Origin of the sequence: Bradyrhizobium sp. USDA 4532 (assembly GCF_024171315.1) — a bacterium.
Lineage (GTDB): Bacteria > Pseudomonadota > Alphaproteobacteria > Rhizobiales > Xanthobacteraceae > Bradyrhizobium > Bradyrhizobium australafricanum.
Genome location: NZ_JALJZN010000001.1, coordinates 4,169,823 through 4,190,959 on the forward strand (window position 1 = coordinate 4,169,823; position 21,137 = coordinate 4,190,959).

Below are 21,137 nucleotides of genomic sequence, written 5' to 3' on the forward strand. Positions count from 1 at the left end.
CAATTGGTGCTGATTCCGCTCGATGTCGCTCAGGATTGAAACGAACCCGCTGCGCGGGAGTTGGGGGGAGCCCGCTGAACTGAGGTGTCCTGTCTGAGAGGATGTTGGTCTTCGCACCACCCCTCTCAAGACAGGGAGACCCAGATGGCTACGATGAGCCCTCTTCGCCAGCGCATGATCGAGGACATGACGGTCCGCAATCTGTCGCCGTCGACCCAGAAATCCTATATCTATGCGATCGCAAAGTTTAGCCGCCATTTCGGCTGCGCCCCGGAGCGGCTGAGTTTCTAGCAGGTCCGCGCCTACCAACTGCATCTCATTAGCCAGAAGCGTTCGTGGTCCCACATCAATCAGGTGGCCTGCGCGCTGCGGTTCCTCTACGGCGTGACGCTCGGGCAGTCGGAGACATTCGAGCGGATCATCGGGGGCCAGAAGCCTGACAAGCTCCCGCTCGTCCTCAGTGTCGAAGAGATCGAGCGCTTCCTCGGGGCCGTTACGGGATTGCGCAACCGCGTCGTGCTGACCTCCACTTACGCGGCGGGCTTACGGGTTGGCGAGGTCGTCCGCCTGAAGGTGAGCTCAATCGACAGCAAGCGAATGTTGCTCCACATCGAGAACGGCAAGGGCGGCAGGGATCGCTACGCGATGCTTTCGCCGCGGCTGCTGGAGATTCTGCGTGCGTACTGGACGCGAACACGGTCGGGCCTGTGGCTATTTCCAGGCCAAGACCCAGGTGAACATGCCAGCATCCCCGCCATCCGGGCCGCCTGCCGGGCCGCCCGTCGCCGTGCTCGGATTGCCAAGCCGATCACTGTCCACACGCTCCGGCACTCGTTTGCCACCCATCTCCTGGAAGGCGGGATCGACATCCGCATCATTCAGGTCTTGCTCGGACATGCCTACCTGGGATCGACCGCGCGCTACGCTCAGGTTGCGACGAATCTGCTCGCCCGCACGACCAGCCCATTCGACCGGCTCTCCATCACGGTGATCCCACCCGACTGAGCTGCGCAGATGCGCCCCGTGCTCGAGGTGGCGGACATCTTCCGCCGCCACGGCGCCGCATTCCGTGCCGCACAGAGCTCTCGGCTTTCATCCGACCAGCGCCGTGTGATGGCGGCCATCGAGGCGTGCCGCACCGCGACGCTCGGCGGCCATGTCGAGCGGTGCGACGACTGCGGCCTGGTTCGCGTCGCCTATAACAGCTGTCGCGATCGGCACTGTCCAAAGTGCCAAGAGCTCGCGAGCGCCCAATGGCTCGCCGATCGCCAAGCCGACCTGCTGCCGGTGCCCTATTTTCATGTCGTCTTCACCGTGCCGGCGCCCGTGGCCGCCATCGCGCTACAGAACAAGGCGGTGGTCTACGACATCTTGCTCAAGACGGCAGCCGAGACGATCCGTCTCATCAGTGCCATGACCTCGTATGCAATGAACAGCACCTCCGAGGCCTCGCAGATCCGCTTCATGAGCACCCATGCTGGGTAAATCGGAATTCCGCCCGTCCCCAATATCAAAAGGCCCGGCCGGAATTTCATTTCGGCATGCAAACTCGAGTGCATCGAGCGTCACCTGTTCATGACCTCTCGCAGGGAATGGGACCGAGGTGACGTCGAACAGTAGGGGTCCGCATGCTTCGTTAAACACGCCCCGGGTGCCGACTGACATTGCCCCAACCTTATCGTCGCGATAGGAGTGCTGCATCAGGACGCTGCTCGCTGACATTATGCCAATAGCCGAGTGCCATCTTCAGCGCTACTTCCACACTCGTCGAGCCACTGTCGGAAGAAGACGTGGTCAAGATCAGAAGGCGCAAATAGAGTAGCGCAGCAACCTTTCAGCCGGATCATGAATATGGCCGGCGAAGATGATCTGGTTGAGCTTGCTTCCTGCTCCTGAATGGCCCTCACGATATGCGGGTGGCAATGGCCTTGGGTCAACCCGCCAGGATGAGATTGCATCGACGATGCGACGACCATCCGCGATGTGGAGATAGGCGCCCTGGCCACGCGCGACCTTCGTCATTTCGCCTTGATGTGCGTGTTGCGTGAACGGATGCCAGATCGTCGAGACTTCACGTTTGGCATCATGGATTCAAGAAATCATCACGAACAAACGACCTCTTGAATGCGACTTGCAGCGCTTCGGACGTGAGAGGGATAAGCTAGAACATCCGCTCGACAAGCATCTCTATGCCCAGCGTCATCTCGTCGAATGCTGCTTCTGAAAGCTCAGGCAATTCCGACGGGTCGCAACCCGATTCGAAAGGTGTCCCTCGGCGAAAACTGCACTAGATTGGCAAAAAGCGAACTGTTTGTGCGATCCGAAGCAGAGTCTATCGAAATTCACAAATTCGATATACACGATCTCAATCCTCTCGCCGCCAAGACCGAGATGGCATCTGCCTTGCGCTTCTGGAGCCGTGCAGTCAGTAGAAGTCCTCGATATTGATCGTCGCCTTCTGCCGGTACCTGCTGATTCGCCTCCGCGCAGTACGGATCAATATTGATGAATGCAACGAGGATGGTTCTGCGATTGAACGAGCGTAACCAGAACGCGCGGACCGTGTCGTCATGCTCGCGATCGCCCTATGTATTCTTCAGCGCGACGCGGAATTCCGCTTCGGTCTTGGCCTTGACCTCGTCGAGCGTGACGCCGTCGGCGAGCTCGATCAGCGCCATGCCGTCCTTGCCGTGCTTGTCGATGGTGAACACCGCCAAATCGGTGACCACCATGTCGACCACGCGCTCGCCGGTCAGCGGCAGATTGCACTGCTTGAGCAGCTTGGGGCCGTCCTTGGCGGAATGCTCCATCACGACCACGACGCGCTTGACGCCGGCGACGAGGTCCATGGCGCCGCCCATGCCCTTCACCATCTTGCCGGGGATCATCCAGTTGGCGAGGTCGCCGTTCTGCGCCACCTGCATGGCGCCGAGGATCGACAGATCGATATGGCCGCCACGCACCATGCCGAAGGAATCGGCCGACGAGAAATAGCTGGTCGAGGGCAGCTCGCTCACGGTCTGCTTGCCGGCGTTGATCAGGTCGGCGTCGACCTCGTCCTCATAGGGGAACGGGCCCATGCCGAGCATGCCGTTCTCGCTCTGCAGGCTGACGTCGATGCCGTCGGGGATGTAGTTCGAAACCAGCGTTGGGATGCCGATGCCGAGATTGACGTAATAGCCGTCGCGCAACTCCTTGGCGGCGCGGGCGGCCATCTGTTCACGGGTCCAGGCCATGAGGCTCTCCTGAGGAAAAATGTTTTAAGCTGCGGGCCGCGGACGGGTGTTGCGGAACTCGATCCGCTTCTTGGCCGAGCCGACCTCGATGATGCGCTTGACGAAGATGCCGGGGGTATGGATGTGATCCGGGTCGATCTCGCCGGCCGGCACCAGATGCTCGACCTCGGCGACGGTGACCTTCGCGGCGGTGGCCATCATCGGGTTAAAGTTGCGCGCGGTCTTGCGGTAGACCAGGTTGCCGGCGGTGTCGCCCTTCCAGGCGTGGACGATGGCGACGTCGGCGAACAGGCCGCGCTCCATGATGTACTTCTCGCCGTCGAATTCCTTCACTTCCTTGCCTTCGGCGATCAGCGTGCCGACGCCGGTCTTGGTGTAGAAGGCCGGGATTCCGGCGCCGCCGGCGCGGATGCGCTCGGCCAGCGTGCCCTGCGGGTTGAATTCGAGCTCGAGCTCGCCGGCGAGATATTGCTGGGCGAACAGCTTGTTCTCGCCGACATAGGACGAGATCATCTTCTTGATCTGGCGCGTCTCCAGCAGCCGGCTCAGGCCGATGCCGTCGACACCGGCATTGTTGGAGACGACCGTGAGGCCCTTGACGCCGGAGTCGCGGATCGCGTCCGACAGGGTCTCGGCGATGCCGCAGAGGCCGAAGCCGCCCGACATGATCATCATGCCGTCCTTGAGGAGACCATCGAGTGCCGATTTGGCGTCGGGATAAACTTTGTTCATGAATGACTAACGTGATGAAGGGGCACTGACGGCCGAAACCGCTGACAGCTGGTATTGGTCCGGAGTTGTTAGGAGAACTCTTCGCCGCGGGTCACCGAGATGGAAACAAGCCCGTCCCAGGGAACCTGCGAGCGCCGAGCGCGCACCTGATCGCAGGCTACGAAAAACGGTTTATTGCCCGTTTGGCCGATTGCACTGCGATAGGGTCGAGCGCTACGGCCGGGGATTAGGTCGCGCGCTACCTAGCCGCGTCATGGCGGGGCACCATTCGGTCACCACGTGACTCCGCGGATTGGACAAAGCGTGTTGGTGCTCATTCGATGCAACTCCTTGCCGCGCCGTTTGGCGGGGCTCCATCTACACATGAATTTAAATTGGATTGAGGAGGAAAGTCGGCCGCTCTCGCCCCTAAAGAGTCTACATCCACCGAATTTCTTTCCTTAATGCAGGACATCATCGCGAAATTCGCGCCGACCACTACGAACCTTTTGAAACCTGGGCAGCTACCTATCTCAGGCCGGTTAAGAGAGCCGTCCGCTAACTATCCGCCGGTTTCGGGAGTTCTCCGCCAAGGTCGATTACGCTACATTTTTCTTGGTGCGAACACGCTTGTGGCCGCGGCAACCAAGCGAACCTCGAGATTATGGCTTTCGGTCAAATTAAGCACGGACCTAAACCCGGCCGAAGTGACGAATCTCGGAGCGGGACGACACTCGCGATCTCATGGACAAACATTTGCAATCGATCTGGCGCCAATTGCTCGTCAGGTCACGATGGGTCCATTCAGCGCAAAAAATGCAATGCACGCTCGAAACTCACAGCTAATCGGCGCCCGAAATGCTGTTCATCAGACACGACAAAAGAATGGTCTCGGAACCGATAGTTCCACAAGCCTGGAGTTCTCGGTGAGTAATCGATCTGATCATCTCGATGCTCCATCACTGGCTAATAGGGGCATTTCCTAGTGATTTGGCTGCGTGTAAGGCTCGCGGGGCCGTTGTTCTGGAGCCAGGTCGCATCGTCAGGCCGGCTCTTGGGATAGCAGCGGCCAGGGTGACCATTGGCTTTCAGGTGTCCGATGATGGGTTCGATGGCGGAGCGGCGTCGCAGCTCGCGCTTGATGACACCCAAGACGCCGCACCTTCAGGCCAGAGATGAAGACTTGGGGAATTTTGTGCGTTGCGGCCGCGGCAACCCTTGTCGACATGGGCCCGCTCGGTCGCGCGGCCGCGAGTGTCTCGGTGCGTCGATGACGTCCCGCAAGGTGTGACCGTCGTACGGGTTATCGGTAGCGCCCTTGGGTGCAGCACGAACGGTCGACCGGGAGCACGGCGGTTGTTGGTGACAATGGAGGTTTTGACACCAAAATCGTAAGGCGCTGCTGCTTTGCCCTTGCCGATGCACCTCACCGCCGGGGAGTGGAAGGAATAAGGCTTCCAGCCGCGCTGGCGCTGCTGCGAGCGGATCTGCGAAGCTCGGCTGAGCGGGAGGGCGGACGCGTTCTCGAGCACAGCCTGACGTTCTACCTTGCGGCGGATATCGCGGATGATCCGACCCAGCCGGCCGCGAATGATGCGCAACTGCCGCTGATGCCGCTTGAATTGCTTGGCGGCTCGGATCGTCCAGTCCTCGTCCCAGTGATAAGCATCGGCAGGTCAGCTCGACGGCGCACTCGCGCAGCGGAGGGAACGGACGCGTGATCGTCTCACGATGTCGCACCAACACACGTTGCAGTTGAGGCTTTCGAAAAATCCAAAAGTCAAAGCTAGCGCCCGAACATGGCCAATCGTGATTGAAAAGAAAATCGCCTCCAGCGGGCATGCCGGGGGCGCTGTTTGGAGGCCAAATGCAGATAAAGAAATCCGCTCCGTTTCTCTTCTTGTGGCTTTGCCAGAGTGTCACCAATTGCGCTGAGCTTGGATTGCCAGCGTCAGAACGTTTTGGTTCTTCAGCTCATATGCAGCACCCGGCTTTGCGATATTTGACTGCTGCGGTAGTGTGACGATGCTTCCGCTCGCGTACTTCTGGTCTAGCATTGTGTAATTGAGATCGGCCGCGAAGGTCAGGTTCTTGACCGGAGTCCAGCGGAGAGTTGTACCGACACTCGAATAGTTGAAGTCGGGATTACAGCCGGAGAACCCGCTCGACAATGCGAGCCCCGCGACTACCGCACCGCAGATGTAGCCTTTAGCCGTGTTATCATAGCGTACGGCGCCAATCCCACCGTAGATAGAGCTGGCCCAGTGCGGATCCCAATTGTGAGTGTACGCGCCGTTAAAGCCAAAGGTTGTAGTCAACTCCTGGCCGGAGCCAGTCACGAACACGGAGTCGGAAAGTCCAGCAAGTCCGACGCTCTGGTAAACACCCGCCAAACTCGTTCCGCCGTACATCGCGAAAGTGCTGTTCATGTAGCTGTGGAAGTTATAACGGCTTGCACCTTTCGTATACACGCCCGCCATATTGATGGTGTCGCCCGGGCCGGTCGGGATATTCTTGATCGACAATGCTAGCTGACCAGCCCAACCCCACTTGTCGTCCGGATGGCCGGTGAGCTCAGTTCCACCATAGTAGGCTGCATGGTTGTCGTGAGCAGCAAACGACGCCTGGAACAGGCCCCACGCCTGGTCAACACGAAGCATGGCGACGAGGTCTGGAGCGACCGTTCCGGCAATATCATTGCCACCGTACGAACCCGCAGCGAGACCTGCGGCTGATGCGACACTCACGTTCCAGATGTTGCTTGTGTAGTTTTGGACTTGATCTTGAGCCGACAATGATACTGTGACGCCTTGACCGAAATCGGCAGTATACGTGAACTGGTTCACGCGCTCCCAACCGCCGCTGCCCGTAATGTCGTAGTAGTTGCCCGGATAGTCGGCCCAAGGCGCAGAGAACTGCGAAAGTGCGTGACCGACGGTGAACCCAGCGAACTGGATGAACGCGTCGTACGTACCGAGTACACCGCCAGCGACAGCGCCCGGGTTGGCATTGTTCGGCGCCTGAACCCCGCCGAGCGACGCGTAAACCGTCGATCCGTTTCCGGCCCCGCTGTAACCCGCATCAGTCCACTTGAAAACGCCTTGGAAGTAGGTGCGCACCACGCCATACTCGGTCGCGGTACGAGTATCGATGTTTAAAGCTCCACGAGAATGGGCTGTGTATCCGTTGGAAAGTCGATTACGTGCCCCACCCAAACCGGCATCGGCAGTGTACAAAATACTATTTGTGTTGAAACCGGCAGTGACACGCAAATAGCCACCAATCATCACGCAGGTGTCAGTGCCCGGGATGTAGTAGAAACCGGGGCCATAGAGCGAGCAGACCTTTACGTACTCGATAGGCTTCGGCTTCGCCTTCGCCGGAAGATCGGCCGCCTGCACCCCCGCACTCGCAATGATTGCTGCAGAGCCGAGTAACAGACTATTCGTAAGTTTCATGGATATCCCCCTTTGGAGCGGATTCTCCCTCCGCTTAATACATATTAAGCGTCTCCAAAGTCGATATTTCCCAATGTAAGGCGCGCATTGCAGAAATTCTGCATCGAATTCGAGAATTCATCGATTCACGACCGACTCCAACGGACGCCAGAAGCAATCTCGTTCGCGCAGGCAATCATCACAACCAGCCCATGGCGCTCTTCATGAAGCGGCCTCCGTATCGAACTCGCGCGCTGAAAACCGCTGGTAGCCGCCACTCGCGAAGTGAGCGGATCGTCAAGACCAACTTCATCGTGCTCTTGAGAATACTCTCGTTGCTGAATCCACGATATGGACACCATAGATTGCGGAGCTGGCAGAATTGTCCGCATAGGAGCCTGCATACTGAGCCCACGAAGACGCCCCCCGGCCGGCGATTGCTTGGCAGGCGAGACGCTGAATCGAATAATCGGCACTTCCGGCAACTGCGGACAAGAACCATCACCGAACATTCGTAGTCTAGTTCTAGCTCTTTCCGGTCGTACTCCTGTCGCCAAAGTAACCTGCTCATTGGCAAGACTTTCGTGGGGTCGCGCACCTCAGCGTAGCGCACCTCGCCAACTCTCGCCGGGGAGTACACAGGTTAAATCCAGACTGAACGGTGGAGTTGCTGGCCAGCGTCAAGCTCTGACCGACAAGAGCAATTGCTCGTCTGCCGTTTGGGACGGAGAAGCAATACAAGGCTTTCGACATCGAACTGCCCGCCTTTCGCGCTCATTGGCAAGCGCCAGTGAAGCTTTATGGCTCAAAGCGAATTCTGGCGTGATGGTATTCGTGAGTTCACATCCCGGGTCGAGCTCGATCAGCCGAATGACATAGCCACGCGCGAGTGGCGAGGCCAAAAAGCGCTCGGTGTAATTTGCGAAAATGCCCCCGTCACGCAAATCGGAAGTCCAGTGCAACAGCGCCTCCTGCAAAAACTAAAAGCCTTCTACATACATAGCTGCGAACGAATTTGGGACGATGGGGTCATGGTTTGAAATCATCAGCAAGGAACGCGGCCTGCCGTGTGTTAGGCGTCAGTGGAGAAAGCCAGGGTAATCGGCCTAACCAATGCACCCGGCCGATCTCGCGTATTGCGACCTGAGCCTCAGCATTTTTTGCCAATGGAGGCGGTGCCTAGGATGGGAATCTCGCGCTTTCGCAGAGCCTCTATCGAGAGCAGCGAGTGATTGACGGTGCCGAGCGCCCTGCTTGGAGATCGATATAGAGTGCGTCGCCTCTCAGCGGCACCATCAGCCCGCCGTAGCCCTCGATCACGAACGGTCGCTCGCCAGAGGCCGGCACATCGAGTGAATCCGAATCGATGTCGATTCCATCAATTTCGGCGGAACAATGAGGCGAAGCGAATGTCCGAAGCCGATAACGCTCCGGCACAATCCGTTCGGGCGAAAGATTGCTCAACCGTGCGGCCACCTCAGAATCGGTCTCTCCTTTCACGACAGCCTGAATCGGCTTCCAATAGTCCGCGCCGAGAAGGTCAGCGAGCCCCGCGCAAAAGACCGTTTTTCCGATCCAGGCGTCCGTGCCGGTCACCACGATCTGCATAGATACCAGCCTCCTCGTCCCCTCAATCAGCAAGCTTGGCCTCCTCATCTATCATCCTGACAAGATGCGACTTTTGCCGTCGACCGGCACTACCTCGACTTTGCCTGAACAGGAATAGGCAACGATAACAACTTTCTCTCCGGGTATCGCCAGTCTCGTGGCCGCGCCGTTCACGCGTCAATCGCGCCCGAACCTCGGGGCGCCTCAATCACGTAGGCAGATAGTAACGCGCGCTCCAGTTTCGGTGTTGAAGACTTCGACGTTTGTCGGCGACAATATCTCGGCGCGTCCATCAGACCACGATCGATCGAGATTGGGTTGTCATACTGCCTGCAGATCAACTTGGGTGAACGATGCACGATCGATTTTGCCCTTGATCAAGGTAACTTGCATTCAGCACCTATATTGGAACCATGCACATCGCTCGGTGAGCTACCGAGCCTCGATGCGACATAGAGCCGCGCGCGAATGCGCATGGTGCTTGGTTGGCCACTGCGCGGTAGGGACGACGACCACGCGATTGACCAAGCCCGTGGCTTTCGGTCTGATATCACAGTGAGCGCCCTGCGAGCAGGAGCCGTACCGCACCTTTTGCAGCTCTCTTGCGCTACGGCAAGCTGACGATTGCGTCGAGTTCGCCCGAACGCTTCTTAAAGCTAAACGGACGGGACGTCGAAACGCGCCCCATCAAAGGCACGATTGCACGATCGGCTGCCCTCGGGAAGATCAGCGCCGCGCTGAGATTCTAAATTCATCCGAGAAGGGCCGTGCCGAGAACACGACGATCGTTGATCTGCTGCGGAACGATTTATCACGTGTTTGCACTGCGGACTCAGCGGAGGTTGTGGCGCTCTGCAAGCTCGAAACCTACGCTTCGGTGCACCAACTGGTGTCAATCGTTGAAGGGAAACTTGCAAAAGAGCCGCGCCCGCAATCGTGACGCCAGGAAGGCAAGCTCGAAGTAGCGAGATGGGTCTTGCTCGCGCAACACGTTCGATCTCCGAGATAAACTCCATCGAGCGCACCTTCGGCGCGCGATCGGCTTCATCGAGTTCAACGGCCGCATGGATGCGAATATCGCGATCCGTACTGTAGCACTCAACTCTGATCTTGCGGTATTTCATGCCGATAGCGGGATAACAGCGATGTCGGATCCACGGAACGAATACGAGGAGACGCTCATCAAAGCGCGGTGAATCTTCGACGCATTCCTAGCTGGAACATCTGGTGCATCTTGATTGTCATCGTCGACAGTTGCGTCTCCTCCGTCTTCAACGTTGTTCGATACTTCAATAAACTTGGTGAAGCGACGGAAGTGATTCCGAACGACGTGGCGACCGTCCGCGATCTCGCTGGATTCACGCCGCGGGCAATCGTTATCTCTACCAGTCCCCGCGCTCCGGCGGAGGCCGGAATATCAATGCCCGTCATTCGCGAACTTTCAGGTCGCGTGCCGGTTCTGGGCATTTGCCTCGGGCACCAATGCTGGAAGCGTCTTCGGCGGTCGCGTGGTGCGTGCAAGCCGCCCCATGCACGGTCGCTCCTCGGCCGTAACGCGTGACCACCGAAGGCTGTTCAGGGTCTCCCGTCGCCAATCCGCGTTGACCGTTACCATTCTCCTGTCATCAAAACTCGATCAGTCACGCGCGTCCCCTCTCAGGGTCACGGCACGTTCGGAGGAAGGCGAGAACGTGGCCCTCGCCCATTGCAACCAATCAACTTTTGGCGTGCAGTTCCACCCGGACTCGATCCTCACCGAAGAAGGCGACATGTTCCTGCAGAACTTCTTGCGAAGCACAGTCCGCTTTGAGCGCTAGGACCTGAGATTATGTCGCACACACGTGTAGACCCACGCGCTCGCTCAATGGCAACTCGGTCAATAATGAGCTAACGCACCACGGAGAACCAAAATGCCTCGGAGACGTTGCTAACCCGACTCCCAGCGATGTAACCGCTGTCAAATCCGTGCTTCGCCCCGGGGGCGTAATGAGCGCATCGGGAAACACAGTCCAGCGTGGCGGCCAGTGAGGGCAATGTATCAAGTCGCTCGTGAAGAACTGGCGCCGGCGCCCGGCTCAAGCGGTGTTTCGAGCCGGGACGGTCTCGAAGAAGGCTCGGATGATGACACGCAAGATCTCTGCGAGCCATCTCAGCAGCAGGCCGAAGTTATAGCCGGCGGCGGCGATAACAGCGTTGATGCGGTCGCCGGGGCGTCCCTTGAGATAATTTCTGTCCATACGGCGCTCGGCCTTGACGTGGCCGATGAGGGGCTCGACAGCCGCGCGACGCTTCATCTCGCGACGGATGGAAGCGCTGACGCGGCGGACTGACCCGAGATCCAGACCCTGAATCGATGCGGGTGGTTATCACCGCGATATCCTTTGTCGACGTGGATACGGCGAGCCTCCACCCCGGTGAGCTTCTCCATGTCGGCGATTACGGGACCGAGCGTGTGCTCATCGAGGGGATTGCCATGCAGGGCCTTGGCATGGAGCACGAACTGGCCGCCCTTCGGAGACGTCACAGGGGTGGCTATGCTGACCTTGCAGCCTAACTCGTAGGGCGCGCCGGCTTTACCCTTGCCGATGCACTCAACCTCCGGAGCATGTAACGCATAGACCTTCGGACCGCGCTGATGCTGATCCTGGCTGCGCATTTGCTGCGCTAAACCGAGCAACGGGCGCAACCGAGCTTCCAGTACCGTATCGCCATTAATCTTGTGGCGGAGGTCGCGGATGATCCGGCGAAGCCGTGTCCGCAGGAACTTGAGCTGCCGCCGGGCGCGTTTGAACTGGTGGGCGTGGGTATAGCGGCCGGTCATGATGGCGGCGCGCTTGGCCAGGCGCAGATAGCTCTGGCGTAGCGGCACACGGTTGCGCTTGGCGAGCCCGACCAGCTTGATGATTGCTCGATGCAGCAGCCGCGCGTCGGTCGGATGCTCAACCGCCTTGGGCTGCACCGTGGTATCGACCACCACGCGCTCCTGGTCCTTCGGGCCGATGGCGCCTGTCTTGCTTGTGCGCCACCGACAGGCTTTCCTAGATTAGCGCAACGAGCTGCTCCTCGCCGAGCCGCTGCCGCCAGCGCGTCATCGACGATCGATCGAACGGCAAGCGGTGGCGGAAGCTCAGCTCGCCGCAGAAGTATTGGTAATAGGGGTCTCGATCCAGCGAGGCACAGCACCTCATCTGACAGGTTGTGCATGTGCTTCAAAATGAACAGCCCAGCGACTAGCCGCGTCGGCAAGCCCGGCAGCCCCGACCCTGCTTGGCATACCGAACTGAAGCGCTCATTCAGGATGTTCCAGCCGATCAGCGCGGCCAACCGCACCAGCGGATGACCCATGTCGATGATCTGATCAAGCGCCGGAAGCAACAGGTCTTTCTGGCGATCATCCCGCGGCTTGCTCATCGCATTCCCCAATGTCGACGACGCCGTCAGGGAATCACGAACCGCCAAAAGCAAAACCTAAAACGCAAGAAAACGAGGTCCAACACCCCGCTTTCTTGCAAAATCGAATACTACATCAAAGACCAATTCTGCTTATTTCTTAGGTCAATCCGCATTCTTCACGGACGACTATCTATCGTTACCCTTTGCACGACGCTCCTAACGTCAATATCGCGATCCGGCGGCGTGCTCACCGGGCCGTCAACGCGACAAGTTCCTGTTCCGTACGCACGCAGCGGACGTCCGCGCCCTTCGAAAAACGTCGCAATGGAATTGGTTCGACGTCGCAGCGCCCGGGAATACGCACAGAGCAACGCTCGAAGAAGCTGCAGGTCGGACCCGGGCCGCGGCGGGCCTCGCCAGTGGACGCCTCCTTCCGGGCCGTTTCGCTGATCTCATCGAGCCAACCCTGGCGCAGCTCCGGCACCGAGGAGATCAGGAGATCGGAATAAGGATGGAGGGGGCGGTCGTGCAGCGCCCTGCGGCTGCCGTACTCCATCATTTGCCCAGCATAGAGGATCATCACCTCGTCGCAAACTGCTTTGACTGTCGACAAGTCGTGACTGATGAAGAGGTAGGAAACACCGAGCTCTCGCTGCAGGTCGGCTAGAAGGTCGAGAATTGCAGCCCCTACTACGGTGTCCACCGCGGAGGTCACTTCGTCGCAGAGGATCAGCGACGGCTCGGCAGCGAGGGCTCGCGCAAGATTCACGCGTTGCTTTTGCCCTCCCGAGAGTTCGCTCGGGTAGTGATGAACCATGGTAGCCGGCAGGCGCACCATTTCAAGTAGCTCGGCGACACGCCGCCGCCGCTTTTCGCCGCCAAATCCGTGATAGAACTCAAGCGGGCGGCCGAGAATACGCCCAATCGGGCGCGCCGGGTTCAGCGCGGTGTCGGCCATCTGAAACACAATCTGAATGCGGCGAAGCTGGTCGCATGTGCGTTCGGCGACGCTGGCCGGAAGCTTTGCACCATTGAGCAGCACGTCACCCCGCTGCGCTGGCAGAAGGCCAGCGATGACGCGGGCCAGCGTGCTCTTGCCGCAACCGGATTCCCCGATGACACCGAGCGTCGAGCCCGGCTTGATGGTGAGGTTGACATCGCATAGCACCGGCACCGCGGGCACGCCTTCGCGATCGACGGAGGCATAGCCCGCAACGACATTTCTAATCTGTAGCACCGGTGGTACGGACGTCTCCTGCGCTTGGTCGTTGCTGACCGGCCGAACCCGCGGCTCCGCAGCCGCCAGGAGGCTCCTAGTATAGTCATTTTTCGGCTGTGTGAGGATGCGGCCGGTCGCGTCGACCTCGCGGATCATACCGTCTCGCAGCACAATAATTCGGTCAGCCATCTGCGCGACCACCGCAAGATCGTGCGACACGTGAATCGCCGTCGTGCCACGTTCCTTGATCGCCTTCTTGAAAGCCCGTAGCACCTCGATTTGTGTTATCACATCGAGTGCCGTGGTCGGTTCGTCGAAAATGACGAGCTTAGGATCGTTAACGAGTGCCATTGCTGCGAGCAGGCGTTGCAGCTGGCCGCCCGAAACCTGATGTGGATAGCGGTCGCCCACATGCTCAGGATTTGGCAGCACGAGCTCGCGGAAAAGCGAAATCGCCTTCGTCTCGGCATGGGTCCCCGACATGGTGCGATGGATCTGCGAACTCTCAATCACCTGCTTGAGAAGAGGATGAGCCGGGTTGAAGGCAGCCGAAGCACTCTGCGCAACGTAGGCAACGTCGCGCCCGCGAAGGCCGGACAGCTCGCGCGAACTCATGTCGAGGACGTTGCGTCCGTCAAAGGTCACGCTGCCGTCGACGATGTGTGCGCCCGATCGGGTATAGCCCATTAGGGATAAGGCAATGGTCGTCTTACCCGAACCAGATTCGCCGATCAGGGCAACCACCTCGCCTGGGTTCGCCTCGAAGCTGACGTCCTTGACGATGATGTTCTGCCGCCCGCCTTCACCGCGTCCAATGACACGCAGGCCTTCGACTTTCACGAGTGGGGCCATCTCAGTCCTCTCTAGTCGAGAACCAACGGTCTGGTAAGTTGTCGATGAGAAGATTTACACCGATTGTCAGCGTTGCGATCGCAACCGCCGGCATGACGACCGCGAGCGCGCCGTCAGCCAACCCGCCGATATTCTCGCGTATGAGCGAGCCCCAGTCTGCATTGGGCGGCTGGACCCCGAGGCCGAGGAAGGAAAGGCTCGATAGCAGCACCATTGAATACACGAAACGAAGGCCGAAATCCGTCAGAACTGGGCCAGCGATGTTCGGCAGGATCTCCTCGCGGATGAGATAGCCGGTGCCTTCCCCGCGGGCGCGCGCTACCTCGACGAAGTCAAGCGCGTTCACGTTCACCGCTAGCGCGCGCCAGATGCGGAAGGCGCCGGGCGTATAAATCACCGCAACTGTGCCGACTAGGATTGGAATCGAGGAGCCGAGCGCAGCGATGGCGACCAGGGCGGACATCTTGCTCGGAATCGCGATGAGCGCGTCGAAGAAGCGGCTGAGCGTCATGTCGACCGCCCCCCGCGAGACGGCAGCCAGCATGCCAAGCGTGCCGCCCATGAAGATAGCGAAAACGGTCGCTGCGGCGGCGGCGCCGATCGAGTAGCGAGCGCCAACAAGAATGCGGCTGAGCACATCTCGACCGAGATAGTCGCTACCGAGCGGCACTCCCCGGTGCATCGGTCCGAACACGTCATCGTCTACCATCACGCCAACGTCATGTGGCGCGATGTAGGGCCCCACGATCGCCATCACTGTCCAGAAGGTGACGATGATGGCGCCAAACATACCGACTGCCGGTAGCCACGGACGGCGACGCGGCGGGGCCAGCGTCTTGAGGGCAGCGATCGTCTTATCTACGCTCATTCGTTGCGAAGCCTCGGGTTTGAGAGAATGCCGGCGATGTCGGCGAGCATGACCAGGATCAGGTAGGCTGAGCAGAACATCATGACGCAGGTCTGGACGAGCGGCATATCGCGCGTCGAAACCGCGTCGACTAGAAGACGCCCCAGCCCCGGATAGTTGAAAATGATCTCGACGATGATTGTGCCGCCGAGAAGGTAGGACAGACTGAGCGCCACTGCGTTCGCGATGGGACCGATCGCGTTCGGAAGAGCATGAACCAGAACGACGCGCATGGGGCGTGCGCCCTTCAAGATAGCCATCTCGACATAGGATGAACGAAGCGTCTCGATCACAGCGGCGCGCGTCATGCGCATCATCTGTGCGATCGTCACGCAGCTTAGCGTCAAGACGGGAAGCGCAAATAGCCGAAAGAATTGACGGAGCGAGACGATCCCGGTCGCGTATGACAGCGCGGGAAACCAGCGCAGGTGGACGGCGAAGACAATGACGGAGAGCGTCGCGATCAGAAATTCCGGTACCGCAACGACCGAAAGCGTCAGGAAACTGGCTGCGCGGTCAAAGAAACTGCCACGCCAAATCGCTGATAGCACACCGAGTGCCAGCGCAATCGGCACGCAAACCGTGGCTGTTATAGTTGCGAGCATGAGCGAGTTAGGTAGACGGCTTGCGATGAGGGTCGCAACAGGTAGATGGTTAACGAGCGAGTGGCCGGGATCGCCGGTGAGCAAACCACCAAGCCAAAGGAAGTAGCGGATATAAGGCGGCTGATCGAGATGAAGGGCTTGCCGCAAGCCAGCAACCACCTCTGGCGTTGCGCTTTGGCCGAGTACGGATTGCGCGACGTCGCCAGGCAGGATTTCGGTACCAACGAACACCGCGACTGAAACAAATAGGAGCGTCAAGATCGCAATAGCGACCCTGTTCACAACGAGACGGATCAACACTGTCTTGATAATCATCGTCATGGCCCCGACGTCCCGCCATGCACGACCCCACTTTCAAAAGCATTAGGGACGTTCACTGGTCGAGCCAAATGCTTTCGGCGAAGTTGAAGCCCATCATGCCGCCTGTTGGAATTGCCGTGAGCCCCTGCACCTGCCGCACATGCGCATCAAGGATTGTCGCAAACACCGGGATGCATACGCCGGAGCCCTCGTGCACGAGGCGCTGCATTTCGCCGTACATCTGATGTCGCCTGTCATTGTCGGTCTCGGCGCGGGCTTCGAGTAACAGCTGATCAAAACGGTCGTTGTGCAAGGCACTCTCGTTCCAGGGGGCCTTTGTCGCAAAACCCAAACTGAACGCAAGATCAGCACTTAGCTTAGGTTGAGTGTTTGAAAAACCGATTGGGTGCTTCATCCAGTGGTTGGACCAGTAGCCGTCGGCTGGGACGCGCTGCAGGTCGAAGTTGAGACCAATCTGGCGACCGCTCTGCTGTAGCAGTTGCGCAATCTCTTCCGAACTCAGCGCTGCCGGCGAGACGACGATCGGAAATGTCTGATGGGCAAAGCGGGACCGTTGCAGATGAAAGCGCGCCTTGTCAAGATCGAAGGGACGTTGAGGCAAGCTCCAGTTGTAGAAGCGGTTGGTGGGATCGATGGGCTGATCATTGGCGACGACCGCAAAGTTTCGGTAGACCACGCGTCGGATCTGCTCGCGGTTGAACATATGCTTTATAGCGAGCACGAAATCTGGGTTCGAACCAGGCGTCTGGTCAAGCCGAAGTGCGAGGTCTTGATATCCGTTGGCCTTGGTCTCAAACAAGGAGAGATTGGGGGCCGAGATGATGCGCTGCGCCGAGCGCGGGTTGATAGCACTGATGAAGTGGACATCACCCGAGAGCAATGCGTCGACGCGCGCCAGTTCGTCAGTAATACCGAAAAGCTCAATCTCGTCGAGATAGGGCTTCCCGGATTTGAAGTACTCAGGATTGCGCACAGCGATAGAGCTCGCGCCTGGCTGAAATTCTTGGCACTTATATGGGCCGGTGCCGTTCGCCGTACGAAAGTCGGTTGCGCCATACTTAGCAATCAGGAAATGCCAGTATCCCAACATGGCTGGCAGGTCGGCATTCGGGCCAGAGAGGCGGATACGCACCTCTCTCGGACCAGTCGCCGTGATCTCCTCCATTAGCATGGCTAGGCTTCGTACCGGCGAGCCGAGAGATGGGTCTTTATGGCGTTGCAGAGAGTAGACGACATCGGCAGAGCTGAGCGGGGATCCATCATGGAACCGTACATCGTCACGCAACTTGATATTCCACGCAGTTGCACGCTCACTCGAAGCAATCTCCTCTGCAAGGCAGAGCTGCGGGGTCAGTGTCTCATCGAGCACGGTGAGCCCATTATAGAACATGAATGCGCGCGAATAGTCCGTGTGGTTAAGACCTTTCGCAGGATCGAGCGTCTCGCCGGTCGAGCTCGCGGCCGTCGCAATCTTGATCTTGCCGCCGCGGCGCGGAGTTTGCGCATAGACTGGGTTGAATGTCGCAACCGCGCCATCAGCGATCGACATACCGGCCGCAACAAGCAGGTTCATCATCTGGCGGCGAGACATCCCATGCTCATCCTGTGACGCGACGCATCAGTACTGCACACTTCGATGATCTTCAGTTCTGATTTCGACAACTCCTCTTGCATCCAACAATTTAACAAGGATGGCCCTTCCAAGCTTCCGTGCCAGCTCGTCGTATAGTTTGAGAACATGAACATCAAGGTTTTGCATCCAAATCTCTCATTGTGTGCAGCCATTCGACGGGATTCAGCTTAGAATACAGCTTCGTCGCTGATCGATCCGAGGTGGCGCTGTCGCCGCAAGCTTTATCTGGTCTAACTTTCCCAGCTGAAGGGTGATGCTCTTTCCGCGCCCTCCCGCGAGGTCCAGCCAAATACTGGCAGGAGGTGAGCGCTGTACACGCTGGCGCGCTTCAATTTGTTGCGAACACGGATCGCCTTTACGACCTGTTATTCGGGCGCGCCACTGCAAGATCTGGTAGCATTCGCGCCTGGAACACATCGAATATGGTCAGCGGATCACGACCACGATTCCGGAGTAGTGCTGATGCATCTCCAATTGAAAACTTTTTTGTGTGTGAATCGGTTGCCGGCGAAGGCCATGAGTCGACTGGGAAGTCCAGGAATGGGCGCGACGACGCCGTCGCGTCGCGCTCAGGCTGTCACGCGCAGGTCGTCGTTCGTGAACAGCCTGTAAGCGATTGAGCGGGAGTCTGTTTTTGGGGATTTGATGGCGTTTGAGATTGCAGGGATTTGAGGCATGGGCGCCGCAAATCTTGCAAATTCAATTTTTGAGGATTCCTCTTCGTTGTGAACCGTGGTTCTGTGGTGCATCGGAGGAGCGATGCGGCCGAATAAGCGCAAGACGACGGGATCGAACGATCTGTTCCGGGCAGGGTTGGATCAGATTATCAACTTGAAGCACGAGCTGGTTCTGCTCGCCGGCAGAATCGATTGCGACTGAATCGATGGGGAGATTGCCCCGCTCTACAGCGAGAACGGCAGACCGGGGATCGAGACCCGCTTCATGATCGGGCTGTTGCTGCTCAAGCACATTTATGGGCTGTCCGACGAGGGGGGAGCGCTGGGGTCGACGACCCGTACTTCCAGTTTTTCACCGGCGAGGAGTTTTTCCAGCACGAGCGCTCGGACCTGAGCCATTGGCGCAAGCGGCTCGGCGATAAGCTGGAGCGATTATTGGCCGAGAGCCTTCGGGTGGCGCACGAGGCCGGTGCGTTGCGCAGCCAAGACCTTAAGCGGGTCTCGGTCGACATCACCGTGCAGCCGAAGGCGATTAGTTTTCCGACCGACGCCAAATTGCTGCATGCAGCGATCCGCGGGCTGAACCGCGCGCCTGGCGAGGAAGCACGGGGTCAGGCTGCGGCAATCCTATTCTCGCGTGGCAAAAAGCGCGGCGATGATGGCGGGCCGTTACGCTCATGCGAAACAGTTCAACCGGCATCAGCGGCAGCTGCGCATCCTGCGCAGCCGGCTGGGACGGATCATTCGTGACGTCCGCCGCAAGATCGAGGGTCAGGCGACACTGGAGGAGGCGTTCGCCCTCCCGCTTGGCAGGGCGCCGCAGATCCGCTCGCAGCAGGAGCGACAACGCGGCTGGAAGCCGTATTCCTTTCATGCCCCGGAGGTCGAGTGCATTGGCAAGGACAGGGCCGCCGCGCCTTATGAGTTCGGAGTGAAGGCCTCCATCGTTACCAACAACCGCCGAGCTCCCGGCGGCCTGTTCGCGCTGCATGCCAAGTCGCTGCCCGACAACCCTTACGACGGTCACACATTGCGGGACGTCCTTGACCGCACCGAGGCATTCACCGGCTGTGCGATCGAGCGGGCTTATGTCGACAAGGGCTATCGCGGCCACGACGCGCAAAATCCCCGCCGCGTCTTCATCTCCGGCCAGAAGCGCGACGTCTTCGGCGTCATCAAGCGCGAGCTGCGCCGCCGCTCCGCCATCGAGCCCATCATCAGACATCTGAAGGCCGAAGGGCACCTCGGCCGGCGCTATCTCAAAGGCCGTGCCGGCGACGCCGCCAACGTCCTCCTCTCAGCTGTCGGCCACAACTTCCGCCGCGTCCTCGCCTGGTTCAGAGAACTTTTGTGCCTATTGTTGGTCTCGCTCTGGCGCTCGCTCAACTGTCCAGTTCAGCTCAATCCGGCTTCTTAACGGGCGACTAGGTCAACTGAAGCATTCGAGGTGAATGCTGCTCAGGTTGCTCCATGCTCAACCCTTCCCTGGCCGTTTGGGTGCTGTGCGCGAGGAAACCCATGATGTTTCGGATTCGAATGGCGCGAAGATTGAGTCGCGCCACTGGAATGCTGCCTTCGCCCCTTCAGTGCGTGCCAACTCACGGAAGTGCTTGAACTCGGAATCCGATCTACTAATGATCAAGTCGGCGGCGAAGCCATATCGCAGAGCAGAATCGAGGCCTGCCGCGTGGAGCGTGTTGTTGAGTACTTTCTTGTTCCACACCAAGGTTGGCAGTGCGACCCGAGACATGCGCTTCGCGATGCGCGTCACCTCTTCCTCAAGTCGATCCTTGGGGAAGACACGATTTACGAGGCCGAGCCGGTACGCCTCTTGGGCGTCGAACATGTCTCCCGTATAGATCAGTTCGCGGCAACGCTGACCGATCAAGTGCGACATCATCGGCAGTTCCGTGTCACCAATCCCCATCCGGGCCTCAATCAAACCGAATCGCGAATCGTCAGAGCAGTAGCGAATGTCACACAACGTAGCCAAGTCCAAGGCCCCGGCCAGACAGTAACCGTCGATCATCGCGATAACGGGCTTGGAGCAGTGAAACACTGAATGCAGAAACTTCACGCCGTGATCGAAAGACCTGTTCAAATCATTGATGGTCCAATCATCAATGTTTGCCGGCCCGAACTCGGTCTTATCTTCATCCATATCAAATCCGGTAGAAAACGCCCGGCCGCCCTCTCCCTTGACCACGATCACGCGAACGTCCGGATCGCGTTCGGCGATCACGAGCGCATCTTGAAATTCGTTGCAGAGCTTAATTGAGAACGCATTCCTTTTGGTCGGCCGATTCAGAGTTATCCACGCGACACGGTCGTCCGCTTTGTAGAGAATGGTGCTGTACTCCATCAGATGCTCCTTTGGTTTTGTTGCCGATCACTCTTCATCGAATCTAGGGAACTCTATCCGATTTGGCGAACTCTATCGGAACGCGGCGGGTAATCAGCAAGGCCAATGGCGTAAGTCGTCCCCTCCGGTGAGTTGTGCCGAGCAGCTTGAGTAAAGGTGTCGTCGCCGAGACACCG

At 58.8% G+C, this 21,137-nt stretch carries 13 protein-coding genes and 7 pseudogenes; 7 read left to right on the forward strand and 13 right to left on the reverse strand.

Going from position 1 to position 21,137, the window contains the following annotated elements:
* Nucleotides 1-144 precede the first annotated feature (144 nt).
* The 3 genes and pseudogenes from J2R76_RS41065 to J2R76_RS19210 form a co-directional block, all read left to right on the forward strand.
* A complete protein-coding gene (locus J2R76_RS41065) occupies nucleotides 145-291 on the forward strand; it encodes a phage integrase N-terminal SAM-like domain-containing protein (RefSeq protein WP_375166509.1) in 147 nt (48 codons plus the stop codon).
* Nucleotides 292-354: 63 nt separating this feature from the next.
* The gene (locus J2R76_RS19205; protein ID WP_375166510.1) at nucleotides 355-1,005 is read left to right on the forward strand and encodes a tyrosine-type recombinase/integrase; all 651 of its coding nucleotides are present in this window, start codon (nucleotides 355-357) and stop codon (nucleotides 1,003-1,005) included.
* Nucleotides 1,006-1,014: 9 nt separating this feature from the next.
* A pseudogene (locus J2R76_RS19210) lies at nucleotides 1,015-1,413 on the forward strand (transposase zinc-binding domain-containing protein); the annotation flags it as partial.
* On the opposite strand, the pseudogene J2R76_RS19215 reads toward J2R76_RS19210, so the two are convergent.
* The 7 genes and pseudogenes from J2R76_RS19215 to J2R76_RS19245 form a co-directional block, all read right to left on the reverse strand.
* Nucleotides 1,413-2,022: pseudogene (locus tag J2R76_RS19215) on the reverse strand (aminotransferase class III-fold pyridoxal phosphate-dependent enzyme); the annotation flags it as partial. The pseudogenes J2R76_RS19210 and J2R76_RS19215 overlap by 1 nt on opposite strands.
* Nucleotides 2,023-2,585: 563 nt before the next feature.
* The gene (locus tag J2R76_RS19220; RefSeq protein ID WP_018268725.1) at nucleotides 2,586-3,236 is read right to left on the reverse strand and encodes a 3-oxoacid CoA-transferase subunit B; all 651 of its coding nucleotides are present in this window, start codon (nucleotides 3,234-3,236) and stop codon (nucleotides 2,586-2,588) included.
* 24 nt (nucleotides 3,237-3,260) lie between these two features.
* Nucleotides 3,261-3,968: a CoA transferase subunit A gene (locus tag J2R76_RS19225; protein WP_253624589.1), complete on the reverse strand. Its 708-nt coding sequence runs from the start codon at nucleotides 3,966-3,968 to the stop codon at nucleotides 3,261-3,263.
* A gap of 1,014 nt (nucleotides 3,969-4,982) precedes the next feature.
* Nucleotides 4,983-5,578 (reverse strand): annotated as a pseudogene (locus J2R76_RS19230) (IS5/IS1182 family transposase); the annotation flags it as partial.
* A 288-nt stretch (nucleotides 5,579-5,866) separates the two neighbouring features.
* The gene (locus J2R76_RS19235) at nucleotides 5,867-7,405 is read right to left on the reverse strand and encodes a porin (RefSeq protein ID WP_253624590.1); all 1,539 of its coding nucleotides are present in this window, start codon (nucleotides 7,403-7,405) and stop codon (nucleotides 5,867-5,869) included.
* A 659-nt stretch (nucleotides 7,406-8,064) separates the two neighbouring features.
* Nucleotides 8,065-8,346, reverse strand: coding sequence for a hypothetical protein (locus J2R76_RS19240; RefSeq protein WP_253624591.1), 282 nt, complete (start codon nucleotides 8,344-8,346; stop codon nucleotides 8,065-8,067).
* A 67-nt stretch (nucleotides 8,347-8,413) separates the two neighbouring features.
* A pseudogene (locus J2R76_RS19245) lies at nucleotides 8,414-9,040 on the reverse strand (dethiobiotin synthase).
* A gap of 536 nt (nucleotides 9,041-9,576) precedes the next feature.
* Here J2R76_RS19245 and J2R76_RS41070 point away from each other — a divergent pair.
* The 3 genes and pseudogenes from J2R76_RS41070 to J2R76_RS41075 form a co-directional block, all read left to right on the forward strand.
* Nucleotides 9,577-10,188: pseudogene (locus J2R76_RS41070) on the forward strand (chorismate-binding protein); the annotation flags it as partial.
* A complete protein-coding gene (locus J2R76_RS40840) occupies nucleotides 10,185-10,553 on the forward strand; it encodes a hypothetical protein (RefSeq protein ID WP_309143546.1) in 369 nt (122 codons plus the stop codon). The pseudogene J2R76_RS41070 and the gene J2R76_RS40840, both read left to right, overlap by 4 nt.
* A complete protein-coding gene (locus J2R76_RS41075; RefSeq protein ID WP_375166511.1) occupies nucleotides 10,522-10,809 on the forward strand; it encodes a hypothetical protein in 288 nt (95 codons plus the stop codon). Before J2R76_RS40840 ends, J2R76_RS41075 begins: the two co-directional genes overlap by 32 nt.
* A 258-nt stretch (nucleotides 10,810-11,067) precedes the next feature.
* Here J2R76_RS41075 and J2R76_RS19265 read toward each other — a convergent pair.
* The 5 genes and pseudogenes from J2R76_RS19265 to J2R76_RS19285 form a co-directional block, all read right to left on the reverse strand.
* Nucleotides 11,068-12,403 (reverse strand): annotated as a pseudogene (locus tag J2R76_RS19265) (IS5 family transposase).
* A 229-nt stretch (nucleotides 12,404-12,632) separates the two neighbouring features.
* Nucleotides 12,633-14,456: an ABC transporter ATP-binding protein gene (locus J2R76_RS19270; RefSeq protein ID WP_253624592.1), complete on the reverse strand. Its 1,824-nt coding sequence runs from the start codon at nucleotides 14,454-14,456 to the stop codon at nucleotides 12,633-12,635.
* Nucleotide 14,457: 1 nt separating this feature from the next.
* Nucleotides 14,458-15,246, reverse strand: coding sequence for an ABC transporter permease (locus J2R76_RS19275; protein ID WP_253626043.1), 789 nt, complete (start codon nucleotides 15,244-15,246; stop codon nucleotides 14,458-14,460).
* Between the two features lie 74 nt (nucleotides 15,247-15,320).
* On the reverse strand, nucleotides 15,321-16,277 hold the full coding sequence (locus J2R76_RS19280) for an ABC transporter permease (RefSeq protein ID WP_253626044.1): 957 nt from the start codon (nucleotides 16,275-16,277) through the stop codon (nucleotides 15,321-15,323).
* Nucleotides 16,278-16,341: 64 nt separating this feature from the next.
* On the reverse strand, nucleotides 16,342-17,880 hold the full coding sequence (locus tag J2R76_RS19285; RefSeq protein ID WP_253624593.1) for an ABC transporter substrate-binding protein: 1,539 nt from the start codon (nucleotides 17,878-17,880) through the stop codon (nucleotides 16,342-16,344).
* An 801-nt stretch (nucleotides 17,881-18,681) separates the two neighbouring features.
* On the opposite strand from J2R76_RS19285, the pseudogene J2R76_RS19290 reads away from it, so the two are divergent.
* Nucleotides 18,682-20,016, forward strand: a pseudogene (locus J2R76_RS19290) (IS5 family transposase).
* 57 nt (nucleotides 20,017-20,073) lie between these two features.
* Here J2R76_RS19290 and J2R76_RS19295 read toward each other — a convergent pair.
* Nucleotides 20,074-20,961, reverse strand: coding sequence for an enoyl-CoA hydratase/isomerase family protein (locus J2R76_RS19295; protein WP_253624551.1), 888 nt, complete (start codon nucleotides 20,959-20,961; stop codon nucleotides 20,074-20,076).
* Nucleotides 20,962-21,137 lie beyond the last annotated feature (176 nt).

What these genes read in the sequence shown, in the direction of transcription:
- J2R76_RS41065 (WP_375166509.1), top strand. Translation starts at nt 145, where the DNA reads ATGGCTACGATGAGCCCTCTTCGCCAGCGCATGATCGAGGACATGACG.
- J2R76_RS19220 (WP_018268725.1), bottom strand. Translation starts at nt 3,236, where the DNA reads ATGGCCTGGACCCGTGAACAGATGGCCGCCCGCGCCGCCAAGGAGTTG.
- J2R76_RS19225 (WP_253624589.1), bottom strand. Translation starts at nt 3,968, where the DNA reads ATGAACAAAGTTTATCCCGACGCCAAATCGGCACTCGATGGTCTCCTC.
- J2R76_RS19235 (WP_253624590.1), bottom strand. Translation starts at nt 7,405, where the DNA reads ATGAAACTTACGAATAGTCTGTTACTCGGCTCTGCAGCAATCATTGCG.
- J2R76_RS41075 (WP_375166511.1), top strand. Translation starts at nt 10,522, where the DNA reads ATGCACGGTCGCTCCTCGGCCGTAACGCGTGACCACCGAAGGCTGTTC.
- J2R76_RS19270 (WP_253624592.1), bottom strand. Translation starts at nt 14,456, where the DNA reads ATGGCCCCACTCGTGAAAGTCGAAGGCCTGCGTGTCATTGGACGCGGT.
- J2R76_RS19275 (WP_253626043.1), bottom strand. Translation starts at nt 15,246, where the DNA reads ATGTTTGGCGCCATCATCGTCACCTTCTGGACAGTGATGGCGATCGTG.
- J2R76_RS19285 (WP_253624593.1), bottom strand. Translation starts at nt 17,880, where the DNA reads ATGTCTCGCCGCCAGATGATGAACCTGCTTGTTGCGGCCGGTATGTCG.
- J2R76_RS19295 (WP_253624551.1), bottom strand. Translation starts at nt 20,961, where the DNA reads ATGGAGTACAGCACCATTCTCTACAAAGCGGACGACCGTGTCGCGTGG.